This window comes from Yersinia ruckeri ATCC 29473 (genome assembly GCF_000754815.1).
GTDB lineage: Bacteria > Pseudomonadota > Gammaproteobacteria > Enterobacterales > Enterobacteriaceae > Yersinia > Yersinia ruckeri.
Map to the genome: position 1 here is coordinate 1,449,157 of NZ_KN150747.1, position 20,060 is coordinate 1,469,216.

The window sequence follows — 20,060 nt, forward strand, 5'->3', positions numbered from 1 at the left end:
GGAGATAATGTGAACACATTTAATCTCAATGAATTAAATGCGTTACCGAAAGCAGAACAGGCGGCAGTGCTGGCGTTGGTTAATGACCAGTTAGCGCTATTATCCGCGCAGAGTCGGGTGCAATGGGCGCTGGAAAACTTGCCGGGCGAATTTGTGCTCTCTTCAAGCTTTGGTATTCAGGCTGCAGTATGCCTGCATTTGGTGACCCGTCAGCGGCCTGATATTCCGGTCATTTTGACGGATACCGGCTATTTGTTCCCTGAAACTTATCAGTTTATTGATGATCTGACTGAGAAATTGCACCTGAACCTACAAGTGTTTCGCGCTGCGCACAGCCCCGCTTGGCAGGAGGCTCGCTACGGTAAACTGTGGGAGCAGGGGGTAGAAGGGATTGAACGTTACAATGAACTCAATAAAGTGGAGCCGATGAGTCGCGCGCTGGAAACGCTTGGTGCACAGACCTGGTTTGCTGGCCTGCGCCGTGAGCAATCGGGTAGCCGGGCAAACCTGCCAGTATTAGCCGTACAGCGCGGAGTGTTCAAGGTATTGCCGATCATTGATTGGGATAACCGGCAGGTCTACCAATACCTGACTGAACACGGCCTGCATTACCATCCATTGTGGGACCAAGGGTATCTATCCGTTGGTGATACCCATACCACTCGAAAATGGGAACCGGGTATGAGCGAAGAAGAAACGCGCTTTTTCGGCCTAAAACGAGAGTGCGGATTGCACGAAGGTTAAGGTACGTGGTTGATACGATTTCTCAGAGAGTTAGCGGGTTATTAATCGGGAATCGGGTTACACGAGGGCAGCTGCCGTCCCTCGTGGTGAGTTTACAATAACCTGATAGCACAGACGGTTTTTTACATCGCTAACTCACGATTTTGTCTCTTGCCAGTTCGGCTAAAAATTGGCTGCGATTTTTATACGCCGGGTGTGAAGCAATAAATTTATCGATGGCAGTGAGCAAGTTTTGTGACATCGTCAGATTGAATTTTACCGCTTTTCTTTCGTATCGGGTCGGATCGATGTCGACAAACCCCAATATCCCGCCTTCCTCTTTTAAACGTGGGTCGCCAATATAGCGCTGCGGATCTCTGGGTGGAGTGGGTAACGGAAAGCCTTCATCCATCAGCGTTTCGATATGCACCGCGAAAGCCTCTTCGGCATTTTTGCTGATATCGGCAAAGGTATTACCGGCGAAAAAACAGCCTTCAATATCGGGAAAGTAGCCATCGAATCCTTCGGTGCTACTGAAAATAAAAATTGGGTAGATCATAGTAACCCCCTAACGTATTTTAGCGTTGGTTAACTCAGTGTAATCCCAGAGATTCGCTGAATTTGCTTCAGCAAGCCTTTGGAAATATCTTTACGCGGATGAGGGAGCGTGATGATTTTAGGTACTCCGGGCCGGATCATGGTGATATGGCTGCCACCATTGTTTTTTTTCCGCCTCTGATTTGCCAACCCGCATCCTGCAACTTTTTCATTAATTTTCCACTGTCCATGTGGTCTCCTGAGTGAGTTGCTGGTGGTTATTATACCCACCATTAATGTCCCGTCAATAAGCTATGGGTATGATACCCACTGCGATTTATACGTGAAAAGAACGAAAAAGGGCGATCATAGTGATCGCCCATCGCTGTATTTACGGGGTTTTTTATCAATACTGCGTGCGGTCTCGCAGGTGAAGCATTATTTTTCCGCCTGAGCCAATTTTTCTACCAAGGGTAATAAAATCTTCACGCTATCCCGTGAACGTTTGCTGATCCTGCCGGGCAAGTGGCGGTCGAGATAATTCAGGTTATCCCACTGACTTTGGTGGCGGCTTTCCCCTTGTGGGAAGTGTGGACTGATCGCCCGTTGCTGACAGCCATCTTTTTTACCTAATTGATAATTAGTGGCTTCAACGGAAAGCACCGCAATACCAGCTTTATCAAAGGCATCCTGATCGGCGCGACAAGTCGTTTCCGGTGTCTTGGTTGGGCGAGTCATCGCGGGAATACCCGCTTGGCGCGCCAACTTCAACGCCAGATCGCGGCTTTGAGTGGCGAGGCCTTTGCTATCATGCTGGCCGGGATTGAAATACAAACGATCGCCAGTGATCAGGCTATCCAGATTGATCACCAACAGCGTATTCTGTTTTTCTTCGGCACTCATACGTTTCAGGTAATTGTCGCTGCCCTGTGCGCCGACATCTTCTGCACTTAATGCGACAAAGCGCAAGCTGTAACGAGTCGGAATATCTTTCAGCCGTTCAGCCAGCTCCAGCATGACCCCAACGCCCGAGGCGTTATCATCGACACCTTGCAGTGTCAAACCACCGAGGTTCTTGTCCAAATCCAAATCGCTGTGCGGCGTATAAGTATCGAAATGAGCCATGATCACCACTTGCTGTGGCTCATTGCCGCTACGTGCGGCGATCACCGAGGTGGCGCTGAGGGTTCGCCAACTCTGCTTACCATTTTTGCTGGTATACAAGTAGCGAGTGTTAAAGCCGCGCTGGTTACTTTGATAGCCCATTTGCTCAAAACGTTGATTGATGTAATCGGCGGCGAGTAATTCAGCAGGGCTGCCAGCCATACGCCCGGGGAAGTAGGTAGCGATATGGCGAATCTGTTGTTCCGCAATACTCCCCAAGGGAGCATTTTTAACCGTAGAGGCCGCCGCGTGCAGTGGGTATACGGTGCTACAACAAAGAGTAAAAAGCGCCAGCTTTAGGTGAAGGCGGGAAAACATACCGAAATATCCTTTTTATATTGTCATGTTGGTGCAAATGGGTATGGGCAACGCTGCTCTTTCCGTGGCTTAGTATGAGACCGGCAGCGCAATTAGACAATTTCCACCGCTCCTAATTATCATTATTTTTTATGTCTTAACAATTAAGATTTTATTGGAGAATGATTATCTTCGCCTCTGCGAGGCTGACAGCATCGGCTTTATATCATTACGGAACTTGTAATTACTTTTCGTCATTTCATAAGGTCATAGCCGCCCCCTATAGTCACCTTACGCTTTATCATGAAATCGAAGGCTGCTGTGGACTATCTACCAATATTTGCCGACTTGAAACAACGTCCGGTGCTGGTCGTTGGCGGCGGCGAAGTCGCTGCGCGAAAAATAGATTTACTCCATCGCGCGGGCGCTCAGGTGCGGGTAGTGGCGCAGACACTCGCCTCCGAAATCCAGTCACAATATGAGGCTGGCCGATTGCATTGGGTGGCTAAAACCTTTGTACCGGAACAGCTTGATGATGTTTTTCTGGTTATTGCCGCGACCAATAATAGTGCGCTGAATGCTGAGGTTTTTGCTGCGGCAGATCAGCGGCGAATTCTGGCCAATGTGGTGGATGATCAGCCACGCTGTTCCTTTATCTTTCCTTCTATTGTCGATCGTTCTCCCTTGGTGGTGGCGATTTCTTCCAGTGGTCAGGCTCCGGTACTGGCGCGGATCTTACGTGAGAAACTCGAAGCCTTACTGCCCACCAGTTTAGGTCAGGTAGCCACCGTTGCTGGGCGCTGGCGTGGCAGAGTTCAGCAGCGATTGAACTCAATGAGTGCCCGCCGTCGCTTTTGGGAGAATGCATTCACTGGCCGTTTTGCCGCGTTGATGGCTAATGGGCAATTAAAGCAGGCAGAAAGTGAGCTGGAGCATCACCTCAGTCAACCACCGTCTGAAAGCGGTGAAGTCGCACTGGTTGGTGCCGGTCCCGGTGATGCGGGTTTACTGACATTGCGTGGTTTACAGGTTATTCAGCAGGCTGATGTTGTGCTGTATGACCACTTGGTCAGCGCGGAAGTACTGGATTTGGTACGCCGAGATGCAGAGCGAATTTGTGTGGGAAAACGCGCAGGTGCTCATTCCGTTGCACAGGAAGAAACTAATTCTTTGCTGGTAAAACTAGCCCGTCAAGGAAAGCGGGTAGTGCGTCTGAAAGGTGGCGATCCCTTTATTTTTGGCCGTGGAGGTGAAGAACTTCAAGTGGTTGCGGCGGCGGGAATACCTTTTCAGGTTGTTCCCGGTGTTACCGCGGCTGCGGGGGCCACGGCTTATGCGGGGATTCCATTGACTCATCGGGATTACGCCCAAAGCGTTACCTTTATAACGGGTCATTGTCGGGCTGACGGCGACGCACTGGATTGGCCAACTCTCGCGCGCGGACGTCAAACATTAGCTATTTATATGGGAACGGTTAAAGCTGCTGAAATTAGCCAACAATTGATTGCTCATGGCCGATCGGCGCATACGCCAGTCGCGGTGATTGGTCGTGGAACCCGTGCCGACCAGCAGGTATTAACCGGCACATTGGATCAACTGGATACATTAGCACACCAGGCACCAATGCCAGCATTGCTAGTGATTGGTGAAGTGGTGGATTTACATCACCAGATTGCCTGGTTTGGGCAGCAACCGCAGATTGAGCAGCCGATCAGGCCGTCAATCATGAATTTGGCATAAAGGATCTGTTATGGACGAAAAACGACTCACTCATTTACGGCAATTGGAGGCGGAGAGTATCCATATCATCCGTGAGGTGGCCGCTGAATTCGGTAATCCGGTGATGCTGTATTCTATCGGCAAAGATTCCTCGGTCATGCTGCACTTGGCGCGCAAGGCTTTCTTCCCCGGCAACTTGCCGTTTCCATTGCTGCATGTGGATACTGGTTGGAAATTTCGTGAAATGTACCAATTCCGCGATGATACGGTTAAAGCATTCGGTTGCAAATTGCTGGTACATCGTAATCCAGAAGGTGTGGCGATGGGGATTAACCCCTTTAAGCACGGTAGCGCCAAACACACCGATATCATGAAAACCGAAGGGTTGAAGCAGGCTCTGAATAAATATGGTTTTGACGCGGCTTTCGGCGGTGCGCGTCGTGATGAAGAGAAATCTCGTGCTAAGGAGCGGATTTACTCGTTCCGCGATCGTTTCCATCGTTGGGATCCAAAAAATCAGCGACCGGAGCTGTGGCATAACTACAATGGCCAGATTAATAAAGGCGAAAGCATTCGTGTTTTCCCGCTTTCCAACTGGACCGAACTGGATATCTGGCAGTATATCTTTCTAGAAAATATCGAGATTGTTCCGTTGTACCTGGCTAAACCACGGCCAGTGATTGAGCGAGACGGTATGCTATTGATGGTGGATGATGATCGTATCGACCTGCAACCCGGCGAAGTCATAACGCAAAAAATGGTGCGTTTCCGCACCTTGGGCTGCTGGCCACTGACCGGCGCGGTGGAATCACAGGCTGAAACCCTGCCGACGATTATTGAGGAAATGTTGATTTCCACCACCAGCGAACGTCAGGGGCGCATGATCGACCGCGATCAATCCGGCTCCATGGAACTTAAAAAGCGTCAGGGATATTTCTAAGGAGCGGCCCGATGAGCAATATGATTTTACACAATACGGCAATGGCGCAACAAATCGCAGATGAGGGCGGCGTTGAAGCTTACCTGCACGCTCAGCAGCATAAAACGATGCTGCGTTTCCTGACCTGCGGCAGCGTGGATGATGGAAAAAGTACCTTGATTGGCCGTTTACTGCACGATACCCGCCAGATCTACGAAGATCAGTTAACTACGCTACATACCGATAGCAAGCGTATCGGTACACAGGGCGAGAAACTGGATTTGGCCTTGCTGGTAGATGGCCTACAGGCTGAGCGTGAACAAGGCATCACTATTGATGTGGCTTACCGCTATTTTTCCACCGAAAAGCGTAAATTTATCATTGCCGATACGCCCGGACATGAGCAATACACGCGCAATATGGCCACTGGCGCATCAACTTGCGATCTGGCGATTTTGCTGATCGATGCGCGTAAAGGGGTATTGGATCAGACCCGCCGCCACAGTTTTATCGCTACTCTGCTGGGGATTCGTCATTTGGTGGTAGCGGTAAACAAGATGGATTTGGTGGATTACCAGCAGTCAGTTTTTGAACAATTTAAAGATGATTACCTTAGTTTTGCCGAACAGTTACCGACAGATCTAAATATCAAATTTGTACCGCTGTCAGCGCTGGATGGCGATAACGTTGCCACGCCGAGCGAAAAAATGAGCTGGTATACTGGCCCGACATTGCTGGATGTGCTGGAAACCGTGGATGTGGTGAATGCCAGCCGCCAGCAGCCGCTGCGTTTCCCCGTGCAATATGTTAACCGCCCAAATCTTGATTTCCGTGGTTATGCTGGCACCTTGTCTGCCGGTGTGTTGCGAGTGGGACAAAAAATCAAAGTCCTGCCATCTGGCGTTGAATCTACCGTAGCAAGAATTGTGACTTTTGACGGTGACTTGCCACAAGCGACTCCCGGCGAAGCGATCACGCTGGTTTTGAGCGATGAAGTGGATATCAGTCGCGGTGATTTATTGGTTGATGCGAACGATCCCCTGAAACCAGCGCAAAATGCGTTGGTGGATGTTGTTTGGATGGCAGAGCAACCGTTGGTGGTTGGCCAAAGTTACGACATCAAAATTGCCGGTAAAAAGACCCGAGCAAGAGTAGAGAATATACAGTATCAGGTTGAAATCAACTCACTGACACAGCGGGTGGTGGAAAGTCTGCCATTGAATGGCATTGGTTTGGTGGAGTTGGCTTTCGATGAGCCATTGGTATTGGATAGTTATCAGCGTAATCGCGATACTGGCGGAATGATCTTTATTGATCGCTTAAGTAATGTCACCGTCGGTGCGGGTTTGATCCGCGAAACCCTGGAGTCGGTTTATCAGGAAACCAACGCATTCAGTGCCTTTGAACTGGAGTTAAACGCCTTGGTTCGCCGCCACTTCCCGCATTGGGGTGCGCGTGATTTGTTAGGAGGGAAGTAACTTGCCAGCTAACCCTAAGGCTTTTGATAGCGGACAAATTCGGCCTGCGGATGAGAATGTTGTCTGGCATCCTCATGCGGTGACACGGCAAGATCGTGAACGGAAACAGGGCCATCAGGGCGTAGTACTCTGGTTTACGGGTCTGTCGGGTTCGGGAAAATCAACGCTGGCGGGTGCACTGGAACAAGCGCTGTTTGCCCGCGGTGTCTGTACCTATTTATTGGATGGGGATAATGTACGCCACGGGCTCTGTCGGGATTTGAGTTTTTCCGATACCGATCGACGGGAAAATATTCGTCGGGTAGGCGAGGTGGCGAAACTGATGGTGGATGCGGGACTGGTGGTGCTGTCCGCCTTTATTTCACCTCATCGCGCCGAGCGGAAGATGGTGCAGAATATGCTGGCTGATGGCCAGTTCATTGAGATCTTTGTCGATACGCCTTTAGCTATTTGTGAAGATCGCGATCCAAAAGGCCTGTATAAAAAAGCCCGAGCCGGGGAACTGAAAAACTTCACCGGTATTGACTCGGTTTATGAATCGCCAGAGCCGGCGGATGTTCATTTAAAAGGTGAACAATTAGTAACACATTTGATTGAACAATTGTTAGACGTACTGCGTGAGAGAGCTATTATCAAATCCTGAATGTACCCGCGGCGAAGCGCCAACAGAGCGCGCCGGTGAAGAATAATCTTAGGGATTTTATGCAGAATGTCACTCAAATCATGATAGATGAACAACAGGAAACGGAAGAACCATCACACTCGTTTCTTGGTGGAATCTCGGGCTTTAGCTTCTATTGGTTAGCTTTTGCCATCCCATTTCTGGTTTATGGTTCGAATACCGTATTTTTCTTGCTCTATACTTGGCCGTTCTTTTTGGCACTGATGCCGGTATCGGTGTTAATTGGCATTGTCCTGAGTCTGTTTCTACGCGGAAATATCGTCTTTACTCTTGCCGGAACCGGCATGGCGGTGATGTGCCTGTTTTGGATGCTGTTCTCATTTCTGAGCGGCTGGTAAAAAATTGGCGGGTCATTTGCCGGATACTTTCGTCAGATTACCGCCATTAATCGCTGTTTTATTGCCTTTTCGCGACTTTCTTCCGTTTGCTATTCTGCTGTGTGTCTCACCTTCACTCATTGTTTTAGGCTTTTTCCGCTGATTAAGTCTGAGGAATTCCGTGACAGACAAAATCTAAAGCCAACGCGGATAGTTGCAGAATATCCCACCGATAAGCTATCGAGTAAAAGTTCATTAATAGTGATGGAAATTGCGTAATGATTGCGCTTATTGCCACTGTTTTGCAGATTTGCATAGTATTTTTGTCAGAAATCGTCCTTAATCTTACACTCTGAGGCAATTTCCCACTCAGAGTGGAGTCCGACGAAAAGTTATGGGATGATTAGTCAGTTTTTCAGGGGGCGGAGATGGGAAAACTTACGCTACTATTGCTGGTTTTACTTGGCTGGTTACAGTATTCACTGTGGCTGGGCAAGAATGGTGTTCATGATTTTGTCCGCGTGCAAGACGATGTTGCGGCCCAAGAGGGTAACAACGGCAAGCTCAAGGCGCGGAACGATCAGCTATTTGCTGAAATTGATGATTTAAACGGTGGTCAAGAGGCGATCGAAGAACGCGCACGCAACGAACTGGGCATGATCAAGCCCGGTGAAAGTTTCTATCGTTTGGTTCCTGACCAATCCAGACGTAATGCGGGTAACCCTTCGACACAAAATAACGCGCAACAATAAATAATGAGTAACTTCGCAGGTTCCCTTCCTGAAGTCATTGCTGTATTGCCGGCTGCTGGAATAGGCAGTCGTATGCAAGCCGATTGCCCCAAGCAGTATTTGACCGTGGGTGGCAAAACAATACTTGAGCATGCTATTGGTGCGTTGCTACGCCACCCACGAATTCAGCGTGTCATTGTGGTCATTAGCCCGAATGACAGCCAGTTTGCTAGGTTGTCGATTGCACAGGATCCACGAATCAAGTGGGTTTATGGTGGCAATCAACGAGCCGACTCCGTGATGGCAGGCTTATTGAGTGTAGCGCGCGAGGAGAATCCGGCCTGGATATTAGTGCATGATGCCGCCAGACCTTGCCTGCATCTGGATGATTTGAATAATTTACTGTTGATTATTGGTCGTTCCAAAATAGGTGGTCTGTTGGCTGCACCGGTACGGGATACCATGAAGCGCGGTGAAACAGGGGTTGATGCGGTGGCTCATACGGTAGATCGACAGGATCTCTGGCACGCATTGACGCCGCAGCTATTTCCATTCGAATTGTTAAAACACTGCCTGACCCGCGCCCTGAATGAAGGTGCAACGATAACGGATGAAGCTTCGGCTCTTGAATACTGTGGCTATCACCCACTGCTGGTCAATGGTCGGTCAGATAATATTAAAGTCACACGCCCGGAAGATTTGGCGCTGGCTGAATTTTACCTGACCCGTCTCTATCATAAGGAAGGCTCATAATGCGGATTGGACATGGTTTTGATGTACATAAATTTGGTGGGGAAGGCCCGATCATTATTGGCGGTGTGCGGATTCCTTATACGCAAGGGTTATTGGCGCATTCCGATGGTGATGTCGCGCTGCATGCAGCCACTGATGCCCTGTTAGGGGCCGCCGCTTTGGGTGACATCGGCAAGCTGTTCCCGGATACCGATCCTGCTTTTAAAGGTGCTGATAGCCGCGGCCTGCTGCGTGAGGCATATCGACGTATTCTTGAAAAAGGCTATCAGATCGGTAACTTGGATATCACCATCATTGCTCAAGCGCCAAAAATGGCTCCCCATATTCCACAAATGCGCGTCAATTTGGCAGAAGATCTACAGTGCCATATGGATGATGTTAACGTTAAAGCCACGACTACAGAGAAACTGGGTTTTACTGGTCGTGGTGAAGGCATTGCCTGCGAAGCTGTCGTGCTGTTGGTCAAGAGAGATAAGCAGTAATGGATATGGAAAATCTGACATGGCTGCACGGCCAGCCCGAGGCTAGCGGCGTGTTGAAAGCGAACCCTGAAGATTTCGTCGTCGTCGAAGATCTGGGCTTTGAGCCAGATGGTGAGGGCGAACATCTTTTAGTGCGTATCCGTAAGAATGGTTGTAATACGCAATTCGTTGCTGATTACCTATCGCGATTTGCCAAAATTCATCCTCGGTTGGTGAGTTACGCTGGCTTGAAAGACCGCCACGCGGTTACGGAACAATGGTTCTGTCTGCATTTGCCAGGTAAAGAAACGCCGGATATGGCAGCCTTCGAACTGGAAGGTTGCGAGGTGCTGGAAACCGTAAGGCAGAAACGTAAATTGCGTATTGGCTCGCTGAAAGGTAATGCTTTTACGCTGGTTTTACGTCATATCAGCAATCGTCAGGATGTGGAGTCGCGCCTGAATTTAATTGCCGCTCAAGGCGTTCCCAACTACTTTGGTAGCCAACGCTTTGGTCGTGGTGGCAATAATCTGGTGCAAGCGCGCCGCTGGGCCAACAATGAAATTCAAGTAAAAGAGCGCAGCAAGCGCAGTTTCTATCTGTCGGCCAGCCGCAGCGCCATGTTTAACCTGATTGCCAGCGCCCGTTTAGCTGAGCAGCGCGCAACCCAAGTGCTGGAAGGTGACGCTTTGCAGCTTAGCGGTCGTGGTAGCTGGTTTGTCGCTCAAGCGGAAGAGTTGGCAACGTTACAACAACGTCTGGATGCCGGAGAGTTGAAGGTTACGGCACCGCTGCCGGGTGACGGCGATTTAGGCACTCAAGGTGAGGCGTTGGCTTTTGAACAACACTGCCTGACCGAGCAAACTGAGCTGTTATCACTGATGCAGCGTGAACGCGTTGAAGGTGCGCGCCGAGCCATATTGCTACAGCCACAGAATATGAGTTGGGACTGGTGGGATAATGTCACCCTTGAGTTGCACTTCTGGTTGCCTGCGGGCAGTTTTGCAACTAGCGTAGTCAGAGAAATCATGAGATTGGATAACGGCGATGCTGCGGATCTTACTGAGTAATGATGATGGTATTGCCGCGCCGGGTATCCAGATACTGGCGATGGCATTGCGTAAATTCGCTCATGTGCAGATTGTTGCACCAGATCGTAATCGTAGCGGCTCATCCAACGCATTAACGCTAGAAACATCGTTGCGAATCACAACGTTGTCGAGCGGTGATATTGCCGTTCAGCACGGTACTCCGACAGACTGCGTGTATCTTGGCGTCAATGAATTAATGACTCCGCGGCCAGATATCGTGGTTTCGGGAATCAATGCTGGCCCCAATTTGGCGGATGACGTTATCTACTCTGGAACCGTTGCGGCAGCGATGGAAGGGCGTCATCTCGGATTCCCTGCGTTGGCAGTTTCGTTAAACGGTCATCAGCATTATGATACCGCTGCGGCAGTGACTTGCCGCTTGTTACGAGCGTTGCAGGACGCACCGCTGCGGACTGGCAAAATTCTTAATGTCAATGTGCCGGACCTACCGCTAAACGAGATCAAAGGTATAAAGGTCACACGCTGTGGCAGCCGACATCCGGCCGATAAAGTCTTTCGCCAACAGGATCCGCGTGGCTTAGATATGTATTGGATTGGTCCTCCGGGCGATCAATGTGATGCTGGACCGGATACCGATTTTTCCGCAGTGGAGCAGGGATATGTTTCAGTAACACCACTTCAGGTGGACTTAACGGCTTATACGGCACAAGAAGTTGTTAAAACCTGGTTAGCCAGGACTGAGGTTGATGGAGAATGGTAAATAAAGCGATGCAAACTTTGCTGCTGCAATTGCAACAACAAGGCATTCGTGATGAACGCCTGTTACAGGCAATTGAAGCTGTACCACGCGAGCAATTTATTGATGAAGCGTTTGCGCATAAGGCTTATGAAAATACGGCACTGCCGATAGGCTCCGGCCAGACGATTTCTCAGCCTTATATGGTGGCGCGGATGACAGAACTGCTGCAACTGACGCCAACATCCAAAGTGTTGGAGATAGGTACCGGTTCCGGTTATCAAACCGCGATTCTGGCGCATCTGGTTGATCATGTGTGCTCGGTTGAACGAATCAAAGGGTTACAATGGCAGGCTAAACGTCGGCTTAAATTATTGGATCTGCACAATGTCTCAACCCGCCATGGTGACGGCTGGCTGGGATGGGCATCGCGCGGGCCATTTGATGCGATCATTGTTACGGCGGCACCACCAGAAATTCCAGAAGCCTTATTGCAGCAACTTAATAACGGTGGAAGATTGGTTCTGCCAGTGGGAGAGCAAAGCCAAACGCTAAAATATGTTCAGCGTCGTGATCGCGAATTTATGATTGAAACAGTGGAAGCGGTTCGCTTCGTTCCGCTGGTGAAAGGAGATCTGGCCTAAGCCGAATTTATAAATAACATTTTTAACTTGGGCTATTTATTATGGCCGGGTGTCCGTTGGGCTGATGCCATCAATGGATAATACAGGTTTACGGTAGGGCAGAGGTGGTGCTAACAACACCCAAGGTGCTGCATCTTGTTTCTTCTGTGCTTTTACTTTGATATTCAAAGTACGCAGGAGGACCTTTCATCATTAGAAAAATGAGTGAAACATTCACACTCAACTAGGATGTAAAGGGTATTTGGAAATATCGCTTATTATTGCTGTGATGGGGGAAGCATGAGCACGGGAAGCCCAATGATTACTTTACGCCGGGTTGCGGCGTGTACGGTTGTGAGTTTGTGGTTGGCTGGTTGTACAAATGATGCCTCAACATCTGCGCCGATATCGACCGTTGGTGGTCAATCGTCAGGTTCAGTGATGAGTAGGAATAATACATCAGGTGAGAGAATTGTTTATAACCGCAGCTACAATGCTATCCCCAAGGGGAGCTATAGTGGTAGCACATATACAGTGAAACGGGGCGATACCCTGTTTTATATAGCTTGGATCACAGGTAACGATTTCCGAGATCTCGCCAATAAAAATAATATTTCAGAACCCTATGGTCTGAATGTGGGCCAGACAATCCAATTGGGCAACGGCTCAGATGGCGGAATGATCACGGCTTCTAATGCTACCTCTAATGGGGTATCAAAAGCACCTTCCAACATCCAAAACTCCTCTTCAGTGGTTGATTCACAATCAACTAGCGCGTATTCTGATAATTCGGGTAAACAGAGTGTTGGTAGAATGTTGCCATCATCAGGTGCTGTTGCTTCTACAACTACACCTGTTACCGCACCGAGCAGTCCTGTTGGCATCCCTACCAGCAATGGTGGTCCAGTCAGTAGCTGGAAATGGCCGACCGACGGGAAAACCATCGATAGCTTCTCTGCTTCAGAAGGAGGCAATAAAGGGATTGATATCGCGGGTTCGCGTGGGCAACCGATCTTCGCCACAGCAAATGGGCGAGTGGTGTATGCTGGCAATGCGCTGCGAGGCTACGGTAATCTGATAATCATCAAACATAATGATGACTACCTGAGCGCCTACGCTCATAACGATACAATGCTGGTCCGGGAACAACAAGAAGTGAAGGCGGGACAAAAAATAGCGACTATGGGTAGCACCGGAACCAGCTCAGTTAGATTGCATTTTGAAATTCGTTACAAGGGGAAATCCGTAAACCCGCTGCGTTATCTTCCGCAGCGATAGATTGGGCAGAATACGCTGATATTCTGCTCGCGGTATCTCACGGGTAGGAGCAGCATATGAGCCAAAATACGCTGAAGGTTAACGAGTTAAATGAAGATGCGGATTTCGATGAAAACAGTACGGAAACTGAAATTTTTGATGAAAAAGCATTAGTAGAAGATGAACCTAGCGAAAGTGAATTAGCAGAAGATGAGCTGCTGGCGCAGGGTGTTACCCAGCGAGTGCTGGATGCCACGCAGCTCTATCTCGGTGAGATTGGTTATTCGCCGTTGTTGACCGCCGAAGAAGAGGTTTATTTTGCCCGACGCGCATTGCGCGGAGATGTGCCGTCGCGTCGGCGCATGATTGAAAGTAATTTACGGCTGGTGGTGAAGATTGCCCGTCGTTACAGTAACCGTGGCTTGGCATTGCTCGATTTGATCGAAGAAGGAAATCTTGGTCTGATTCGGGCGGTGGAAAAATTTGATCCAGAGCGCGGTTTCCGTTTTTCCACTTACGCAACCTGGTGGATTCGTCAGACGATCGAACGGGCGATTATGAATCAAACCCGAACAATTCGTTTACCGATCCATATCGTCAAAGAATTGAACGTCTACTTGCGCACCGCGCGAGAACTTTCTCATAAATTAGATCATGAACCGAGTGCAGAAGAGATTGCTGAGCAACTTGATAAACCGGTTGATGACGTAAGTCGTATGTTACGCCTGAATGAACGTATTACTTCCGTTGATACACCATTGGGCGGCGACTCTGAGAAAGCACTGTTGGATATTCTTTCTGACGAGAATGAAAACGGGCCGGAAGATACCACGCAAGATGATGATATGAAACAAAGTATCGTCAAGTGGCTGTTCGAACTGAATGCCAAACAGCGTGAAGTGTTGGCTCGTCGTTTTGGTTTATTAGGCTACGAAGCAGCAACCCTAGAGGATGTTGGTCGGGAAATTGGCTTAACCCGTGAGCGTGTTCGTCAAATTCAGGTTGAAGGCTTACGCCGCCTACGTGAAATATTGCAAACACAAGGTTTGAGTATTGAAGCTCTATTTCGTGAGTAATAAATAAGGTTTGTCTGTCTATATCAGACTTACTGAATAATTGCGCGATAGATTCAATATTAACCTAAGCACCATAGCGTTATGTCATGATGATTTTAGGGTGAGATAAAAGCGGTAGTGAAATTAAATAAAAACGGTGAGCATTTTGCTCACCATTTTTTTGCTTATATTAACTCAATCAACAACGTGAATGTGACGGTACTCAGTTTGTTTATTGTATTCTGACTCACCAAGATGAGCCGCGAAAACAATTTCTGATAACATAAATCCTATTGCCAGTTCTGAGCCGTTGTTACACCATACCTTTCAATCGATAAAGCCATTCCAGTGCTTGGCGTGGGCTTAGCGAATCCGGATCCAGCATTTCTAGCGCTTCGACTGCCGGTGACACTTCCTCATTCAGTAACGTCAGCTGTGAGCCATCAATATTACTGCTGGCTGCGTTATTGGAGAGTGACTCCAATTCCTTCAGCTTTTGTCGCGCACGCTTAATCACTTCACGAGGGACTCCAGCCAGTGCGGCAACCGCCAGACCATAACTTTTACTGGCGGCGCCCTCCTGTACGCTATGCATAAAGGCTATAGTCTCACCATGCTCCATTGCGTCGAGATGTACGTTGACGACACCTTCCATTTTCTCCGGTAGCGTAGTTAACTCGAAGTAATGGGTAGCAAAGAGCGTCATTGCCTTGATGCGGCTCGCCAGATTTTCGGCGCAGGCCCAAGCTAAAGACAGACCATCATAAGTAGACGTCCCTCGGCCGATTTCATCCATGAGTACCAGGCTTTGCTCGGTCGCGTTGTGCAGAATATTGGCCGTTTCGGTCATTTCAACCATAAAGGTTGAGCGGCCAGATGCCAAATCATCTGCGGCACCGACGCGGGTAAATATGCGATCAACAGGGCCAATAACCGCATTATCTGCTGGTACAAAGCTCCCCATATGCGCCAGCAGCACAATTAATGCCGTTTGACGCATATAGGTACTTTTACCTCCCATATTTGGCCCAGTAATGATCAGCATTCGACGTTGTGGTGAAAGTGACAGGGGGTTGGCAATAAAAGGATCGCGTAGCACCTTTTCTACAACGGGATGGCGGCCTGCAACGATTTTGATGCCTGGATTATCACTAAGCGTTGGGCAGGTATAATTGAGTGTTTCTGCGCGTTCTGCCAAATTGGCAAGCACATCAAGTTCTGCCAGAGCGCCTGCGCTTGATTGAAGTGCCGTAAGGTGGGGCAGTAACCTATCGAAGATCTCTTCATACAGCGCTTTTTCAATCGCTAATGCCTTTCCTTTGGAGGTGAGAACTTTATCTTCGTACTCTTTTAATTCCGGAATAATATAGCGTTCGGCATTTTTTAGCGTCTGTCGTCGGACATAGTGGATCGGTACCAAATGGCTTTGGCCCCGACTGACCTGAATAAAATAGCCATGAACGCCGTTAAAGCCAACTTTCAGCGTATCCAGACCCAGTTTTTCTCGTTCGCGGATTTCCAGACGATCGAGGTAGTCAGTCGCACCATCAGCCAGACTGCGCCATTCGTCTAATTCTGCATGATAACCAGAAGCAATGACGCCACCGTCGCGCACTAAAACCGGAGGGGTTTCTACAATTGCCCGCTCTAGCAGATTCTGCAATTCGTCAAACTTACCCACTTGCGATAATAGATATTGTATGTGTGGAACAGCAATTTGGCTCAATAGTTGATGAATTTCAGGTAATTGCTGAAAAGCGTGGCGCATACGAGCCAGATCCCGAGGACGTGCGGTTCGTAAGGCCAAACGAGCCAATATACGTTCCAAGTCACCCACCTGACGTAGCGGCTGCTGCAATTCAGCGGTGATATTCTGTAAGCCGCCTATTGCCTGCTGGCGGTGGGCCAAGGCATCTCTATCTCTAATGGGCATATGCAACCAGCGTTTAAGCATTCGGCTACCCATTGGTGTGACGCACTGGTCTAAAATAGCGGCGAGCGTATTATCACTACCACCCGACAAATTTTGTGTCAGCTCCAGATTACGGCGGGTTGCCGCATCCATAATGATGCCATCTTGTTGCCGCTCCATCGTCAACCCGCGAATATGTGGCAGAGAGGTTCGCTGAGTATCTTTAACGTATTGCAACAAGCAACCTGCAGCGCGTAGCGCTTGATGTGCCTGCTCTACGCCGAAGCCGATAAGATCGTGGGTACCAAATTGCATATTGAGCTGCTGGCGAGCCGTATCCAGTTCAAATTCCCAAAGAGGCCGACGGCGTAAGCCGTGTCGTTGTTCAATCAATGGCATTTGTTCAAAGGTTTCTGGATAGAGCAACTCTGCCGGATTGGTGCGCTGTAGCTCTGCCGCCATTGTCTCTGTATCCGAGGGTTCCGAGACACGAAAACGGCCGGAGCTGATATCCAAAGTGGCATAGCCGAATCCACGGGCATCTTGCCATATAGCCGCCAGCAGGTTGTCCTGACGCTCTTGTAGCAAGGCTTCATCGCTGACGGTACCGGGTGTGACAATGCGTACGACTTTACGTTCTACAGGGCCTTTACTGGTCGCGGGATCGCCTATTTGCTCACAGATGGCTGCGGACTCACCCAGTTGAACCAATTTGGCCAGATAGTTTTCAATGGCATGATAAGGTACACCGGCCATAGGAATAGGTTCACCGGCAGAGGCTCCGCGCTTGGTTAGCGAGATATCCAGCAGCTGAGATGCACGTTTGGCATCATCATAAAACAACTCGTAAAAATCACCCATCCGGTAAAACAATAGAATTTCAGGATGCTGAGCTTTTAATTTCAAGTACTGCTGCATCATCGGGGTGTGTGAATCTAAATTCTTATTGTCAATCATAGACATATTTTGTTTATTCCATTGAATTTAAAGTGAATTGTGATTTTTATTGTTATCATTAAGTATCACGTTGTCTCGTGAAGAATCACTAAAACCCGCTTGTAAGTGTAGGTTGTTATGTAGGTTATGGTAAATTGCACTAAATAAACGCACAACCTACACTTGGGAAAAAAGCTGGATTTCAGTCTCTGTAAATCAAGTGGTTAGCCATAAAATGGATCTTATATGACGGATAAACCAGCAGGCAAACCTTTGTCATCCAAAGCTATTGAAATGATGAAGCCTAGGGACAAAAACAAGGCTGATATAGGTGAAAACTGGGGCTTGCGTGTGACTTGCGGCGCTTCGGGTATCAAGACCTTTTTCTACCGCTATACTAGCCCAGAGACCAATAAGCTGTCACAGGTAAAAATTGGAAGCTTCCCGCAAACCTCGCTGGCAATGGCAAGGATATGAAAATCTGGACCTCGGTGGACAGTTAGTGTTTTCTAACTGTAGCCGGAGGTCTGGATATGATGAATGCTAAAGCGAAGCGAGATATAGCGCTCAAAACAAAAGCCTTAAACTATGCAAATAATGCCAAAAATGTCGCTAAAACCTGCCGACATTTTAGTATTAGCAGGCAAACCTATTACACATGGAAAAAAGCCTATGAGTGCTATGGAGAACAAGGGTTAATCAATCATAAGCCTTGCCCAGAAAATCCTACTCGACGAGTGGCAAAGCACATTGAAGAGCAAATAATTTACTTGCGCACAACCTATCATTTTGGACCTCAGAGAATATCGTGGTACTTGTTACGATTTCATAATATCAAGGTATCTCGCTCTGGCTGTTATTACGTCCTTCTTCGAAATAGACTAAATCAACTTCCACAAAATCAACGACAACGCTCTAAGCCGTTGTTCAAGCGCCATGAGAAACAGGTTGACCTGCCCCCAGGATTAGATACAACCTTCAGTTAGTAATGTCGGTTGGTTTTTCTTCATATTTCCTGTTTCGCCAGTCCGTTGCGAATTCAGCTGGTGTCTGGTAATCCAGCGATGAATGGGGACGGCACTCGTTATAATCCTGCCGCCAGTCATTAATCGTTTTCCGGGCATGAATAATATCGCTGAACCAGTGTTCATTCAGACACTCATCGCGAAAGCGTCCGTTAAAACTCTCAATAAATCCGTTCTGCGTTGGCTTACCTGGCTGGATAAGCCGTAGTTCCACACCATGCTCAAAGGCCCATTGATCGAGCGCGCGACAGGTAAATTCCGGGCCCTGATCGGTTCTTATTGTCGTCGGATAGCCCCGAAACAACGCGATGCTGTCCAGAATACGCGTGACCTGAACGCCTGAAATACCGAAAGCAGCGGTGATCGTCAGACACTCCTTCGTGAAATCATCCACACAGGTCAAGCACTTGATCCTGCGACCGTTGGCCAGTGCGTCCATAACGAAATCCATCGACCATGTAAGGTTCGGCGCATCCGGGCGCAGAAGCGGAAACCGTTCGGTCGCCAGCCCTTTACGGCGTCGTCTGCGTTTTACGCTCAGTCCATTAAGGTGGTAAATACGGTATACCCGCTTGTGATTGACGTGAAGGCCCTCCCTACGCAGCAACTGCCAGATGCGCCGATAACCAAAACGTCTGCGTTCAAGCGCCAGCTCAGTAATACGCCCTGATAAATGTGCATCAGCAGCCGGACGCTGAGCATAATAACGGCAGGTCGACAGGGACAAACCTGTAAGCCTGCAGGCACGACGTTGCGACAGACCGGTCGCATCACACATCAACACCACGGCTTCCCGCTTCTGGTCTGTCGTCAGTACTTTCGCCCCAGAGCCACCTGAAGCGCCTCCTTATCCAGCATGGCTTCGGCAAGCAGCTTCTTGAGCCTGGCGTTCTCTTCCTCAAGCGACTTCAGGCGCTTAACCTCGGGCACCTCCATACCGCCATACTTCTTACGCCAGGTGTAAAAGGTGGCGTCGGAAATGGCGTGCTTACGGCAGAGCTCACGGGCAGAAACCCCGGCTTCAGCCTCGCGGAGGATACTGATGATCTGTTCGTCGGAAAAACGCTTCTTCATGGGCATGTCCTCATGTGGCTTATGAAGACATTACTAACATCGCCGTGTATTAATCAACTGGGAGCAGGTCAAGGTTCCGGGGCATCATGTGCAGGTTGATGTTAACTTCTTGTTTTTTAATAGCCTTAATGGCCAACGGATTAAGCGTTTTCAATATACCGCAATTGATGATGCGACTCGGATACGTGCCTTAAAAATTTATGGGCGGCATAATCAAGCCAATGCGATTGATTTTATTGATTACGTTGTGAATAAATTTCCTTTCCGAATAAAAACCATCAGGACAGACAATAGCCATGAATTCCAGGCGAAATTTAACTGGTAGGTGCACGAGTTAGGTATGGAGCATGTTTATATCAAACCAGCGACACCGAGATTAAATGGAAAAGTAGAACGTTCTCATCTGACCGACAAACAGGAGTTTTATCAGCTTATCGATTATACGGGTGATGTTGACCTCCATGAAAAATTAGCGGAATGGGAGGCATTTTATAACTGTCATCGCCCCCATTCAGCACATGGTGGAAAAACACCTTATGAAGTGTTAAAAACTAAATTGGGTATGTAAGCTCAAATGTCAACCGAGGTCCTGAGTGACACACCTGCTGG

The 20,060-nt window shown here is 48.7% G+C and carries 19 protein-coding genes and 4 pseudogenes; 17 read left to right on the forward strand and 6 right to left on the reverse strand.

The features are described 5' to 3' along the window. Window positions 1-9: 9 nt before the first annotated feature. Entirely contained in the window at window positions 10-744 is a 735-nt protein-coding gene (locus DJ39_RS06340; RefSeq protein WP_004719137.1) for a phosphoadenylyl-sulfate reductase, read from the forward strand. Window positions 745-874: 130 nt separating this feature from the next. Here the strand turns inward: DJ39_RS06340 and DJ39_RS06345 are convergent, their stop codons facing one another. The 3 genes and pseudogenes from DJ39_RS06345 to DJ39_RS06355 form a co-directional block, all read right to left on the reverse strand. After that, window positions 875-1,282 carry a type II toxin-antitoxin system HicB family antitoxin gene (locus DJ39_RS06345; protein WP_004719138.1) on the reverse strand — a complete coding sequence of 136 codons (408 nt, stop codon included), beginning with the start codon at window positions 1,280-1,282 and terminating at the stop codon, window positions 875-877. Window positions 1,283-1,311: 29 nt separating this feature from the next. Next, window positions 1,312-1,511, reverse strand: a pseudogene (locus DJ39_RS06350) (type II toxin-antitoxin system HicA family toxin). A 187-nt stretch (window positions 1,512-1,698) separates the two neighbouring features. Next, window positions 1,699-2,742, reverse strand: a complete 1,044-nt coding sequence (locus DJ39_RS06355) for an aminopeptidase (protein ID WP_004719140.1) — start codon at window positions 2,740-2,742, stop codon at window positions 1,699-1,701. 300 nt (window positions 2,743-3,042) lie between these two features. Between DJ39_RS06355 and cysG the strand changes: the two genes are divergently transcribed. The 11 genes from cysG to DJ39_RS06410 all read left to right on the forward strand — a co-directional run bounded on the left by cysG (window position 3,043) and on the right by DJ39_RS06410 (window position 12,213). Beyond that, complete coding sequence (gene cysG, locus DJ39_RS06360; protein WP_004719141.1) at window positions 3,043-4,461, forward strand: siroheme synthase CysG; 1,419 nt, start codon at window positions 3,043-3,045, stop codon at window positions 4,459-4,461. A 10-nt stretch (window positions 4,462-4,471) separates the two neighbouring features. Next, on the forward strand, window positions 4,472-5,380 hold the full coding sequence (gene cysD, locus DJ39_RS06365; protein WP_004719142.1) for a sulfate adenylyltransferase subunit CysD: 909 nt from the start codon (window positions 4,472-4,474) through the stop codon (window positions 5,378-5,380). A gap of 11 nt (window positions 5,381-5,391) precedes the next feature. Continuing rightward, complete coding sequence (cysN, locus tag DJ39_RS06370) at window positions 5,392-6,837, forward strand: sulfate adenylyltransferase subunit CysN (protein ID WP_004719143.1); 1,446 nt, start codon at window positions 5,392-5,394, stop codon at window positions 6,835-6,837. Between the two features lies 1 nt (window position 6,838). Then, a complete protein-coding gene (cysC, locus tag DJ39_RS06375) occupies window positions 6,839-7,480 on the forward strand; it encodes an adenylyl-sulfate kinase (RefSeq protein ID WP_004719144.1) in 642 nt (213 codons plus the stop codon). 59 nt (window positions 7,481-7,539) lie between these two features. After that, window positions 7,540-7,857, forward strand: a complete 318-nt coding sequence (locus DJ39_RS06380; protein WP_004719145.1) for a DUF3561 family protein — start codon at window positions 7,540-7,542, stop codon at window positions 7,855-7,857. Window positions 7,858-8,264: 407 nt separating this feature from the next. Beyond that, window positions 8,265-8,588, forward strand: coding sequence for a cell division protein FtsB (gene ftsB / locus DJ39_RS06385; protein ID WP_004719147.1), 324 nt, complete (start codon window positions 8,265-8,267; stop codon window positions 8,586-8,588). 3 nt (window positions 8,589-8,591) lie between these two features. Continuing rightward, a complete protein-coding gene (gene ispD, locus DJ39_RS06390; protein WP_004719148.1) occupies window positions 8,592-9,320 on the forward strand; it encodes a 2-C-methyl-D-erythritol 4-phosphate cytidylyltransferase in 729 nt (242 codons plus the stop codon). Then, window positions 9,320-9,802, forward strand: a complete 483-nt coding sequence (gene ispF, locus DJ39_RS06395) for a 2-C-methyl-D-erythritol 2,4-cyclodiphosphate synthase (protein ID WP_038245050.1) — start codon at window positions 9,320-9,322, stop codon at window positions 9,800-9,802. The genes ispD and ispF overlap by 1 nt, the downstream gene beginning before the upstream one ends. Continuing rightward, window positions 9,802-10,851: a tRNA pseudouridine(13) synthase TruD gene (gene truD, locus DJ39_RS06400; RefSeq protein WP_004719149.1), complete on the forward strand. Its 1,050-nt coding sequence runs from the start codon at window positions 9,802-9,804 to the stop codon at window positions 10,849-10,851. Before ispF ends, truD begins: the two co-directional genes overlap by 1 nt. Beyond that, a complete protein-coding gene (surE, locus tag DJ39_RS06405) occupies window positions 10,829-11,593 on the forward strand; it encodes a 5'/3'-nucleotidase SurE (protein WP_080547529.1) in 765 nt (254 codons plus the stop codon). The genes truD and surE overlap by 23 nt, the downstream gene beginning before the upstream one ends. Next, entirely contained in the window at window positions 11,587-12,213 is a 627-nt protein-coding gene (locus tag DJ39_RS06410; RefSeq protein WP_038245053.1) for a protein-L-isoaspartate(D-aspartate) O-methyltransferase, read from the forward strand. Before surE ends, DJ39_RS06410 begins: the two co-directional genes overlap by 7 nt. 39 nt (window positions 12,214-12,252) lie before the next feature. On the opposite strand, the gene DJ39_RS18320 is transcribed toward DJ39_RS06410, so the two are convergent. Then, window positions 12,253-12,381 carry a hypothetical protein gene (locus DJ39_RS18320; RefSeq protein WP_004719152.1) on the reverse strand — a complete coding sequence of 43 codons (129 nt, stop codon included), beginning with the start codon at window positions 12,379-12,381 and terminating at the stop codon, window positions 12,253-12,255. Window positions 12,382-12,510: 129 nt separating this feature from the next. On the opposite strand from DJ39_RS18320, the gene nlpD reads away from it, so the two are divergent. Continuing rightward, window positions 12,511-13,470 carry a murein hydrolase activator NlpD gene (nlpD, locus tag DJ39_RS06415; RefSeq protein ID WP_038245055.1) on the forward strand — a complete coding sequence of 320 codons (960 nt, stop codon included), beginning with the start codon at window positions 12,511-12,513 and terminating at the stop codon, window positions 13,468-13,470. A 56-nt stretch (window positions 13,471-13,526) separates the two neighbouring features. Next, window positions 13,527-14,525 (forward strand): RNA polymerase sigma factor RpoS, encoded by a 999-nt coding sequence (rpoS, locus tag DJ39_RS06420; protein WP_004719154.1) that lies wholly within the window; start codon window positions 13,527-13,529, stop codon window positions 14,523-14,525. A 292-nt stretch (window positions 14,526-14,817) separates the two neighbouring features. Here rpoS and mutS read toward each other — a convergent pair whose 3' ends face one another. Then, complete coding sequence (gene mutS, locus DJ39_RS06425; protein WP_004719155.1) at window positions 14,818-17,373, reverse strand: DNA mismatch repair protein MutS; 2,556 nt, start codon at window positions 17,371-17,373, stop codon at window positions 14,818-14,820. 225 nt (window positions 17,374-17,598) lie between these two features. Between mutS and DJ39_RS06430 the strand changes: the two are divergent. Continuing rightward, window positions 17,599-17,826 (forward strand): annotated as a pseudogene (locus tag DJ39_RS06430) (Arm DNA-binding domain-containing protein); the annotation flags it as partial. A gap of 59 nt (window positions 17,827-17,885) precedes the next feature. After that, a pseudogene (locus DJ39_RS06435) lies at window positions 17,886-18,302 on the forward strand (helix-turn-helix domain-containing protein); the annotation flags it as partial. A gap of 28 nt (window positions 18,303-18,330) precedes the next feature. Here DJ39_RS06435 and DJ39_RS06440 read toward each other — a convergent pair. Further along, window positions 18,331-19,451 (reverse strand): IS3 family transposase gene (locus tag DJ39_RS06440; RefSeq protein WP_087931081.1). Its coding sequence is split into 2 segments (ribosomal slippage): window positions 18,331-19,193 and window positions 19,193-19,451, totalling 1,122 coding nucleotides; the frame shifts between segments, so codons are not numbered across the junction. Between the two features lie 64 nt (window positions 19,452-19,515). On the opposite strand from DJ39_RS06440, the pseudogene DJ39_RS17735 reads away from it, so the two are divergent. Further along, window positions 19,516-20,019, forward strand: a pseudogene (locus DJ39_RS17735) (integrase core domain-containing protein); the annotation flags it as partial. Between the last annotated feature and the right edge of the window lie 41 nt (window positions 20,020-20,060).

Bases quoted from the DNA above. Each gene is read 5' to 3' on its own strand.
- DJ39_RS06345 (WP_004719138.1), bottom strand. From the start codon at position 1,282: ATGATCTACCCAATTTTTATTTTCAGTAGCACCGAAGGATTCGATGGC.
- DJ39_RS06355 (WP_004719140.1), bottom strand. From the start codon at position 2,742: ATGTTTTCCCGCCTTCACCTAAAGCTGGCGCTTTTTACTCTTTGTTGT.
- cysD (WP_004719142.1), top strand. From the start codon at position 4,472: ATGGACGAAAAACGACTCACTCATTTACGGCAATTGGAGGCGGAGAGT.
- cysN (WP_004719143.1), top strand. From the start codon at position 5,392: ATGAGCAATATGATTTTACACAATACGGCAATGGCGCAACAAATCGCA.
- DJ39_RS06380 (WP_004719145.1), top strand. From the start codon at position 7,540: ATGCAGAATGTCACTCAAATCATGATAGATGAACAACAGGAAACGGAA.
- ftsB (WP_004719147.1), top strand. From the start codon at position 8,265: ATGGGAAAACTTACGCTACTATTGCTGGTTTTACTTGGCTGGTTACAG.
- ispD (WP_004719148.1), top strand. From the start codon at position 8,592: ATGAGTAACTTCGCAGGTTCCCTTCCTGAAGTCATTGCTGTATTGCCG.
- ispF (WP_038245050.1), top strand. From the start codon at position 9,320: ATGCGGATTGGACATGGTTTTGATGTACATAAATTTGGTGGGGAAGGC.
- truD (WP_004719149.1), top strand. From the start codon at position 9,802: ATGGATATGGAAAATCTGACATGGCTGCACGGCCAGCCCGAGGCTAGC.
- surE (WP_080547529.1), top strand. From the start codon at position 10,829: ATGCTGCGGATCTTACTGAGTAATGATGATGGTATTGCCGCGCCGGGT.
- DJ39_RS06410 (WP_038245053.1), top strand. From the start codon at position 11,587: ATGGTAAATAAAGCGATGCAAACTTTGCTGCTGCAATTGCAACAACAA.
- nlpD (WP_038245055.1), top strand. From the start codon at position 12,511: ATGATTACTTTACGCCGGGTTGCGGCGTGTACGGTTGTGAGTTTGTGG.
- rpoS (WP_004719154.1), top strand. From the start codon at position 13,527: ATGAGCCAAAATACGCTGAAGGTTAACGAGTTAAATGAAGATGCGGAT.
- mutS (WP_004719155.1), bottom strand. From the start codon at position 17,373: ATGATTGACAATAAGAATTTAGATTCACACACCCCGATGATGCAGCAG.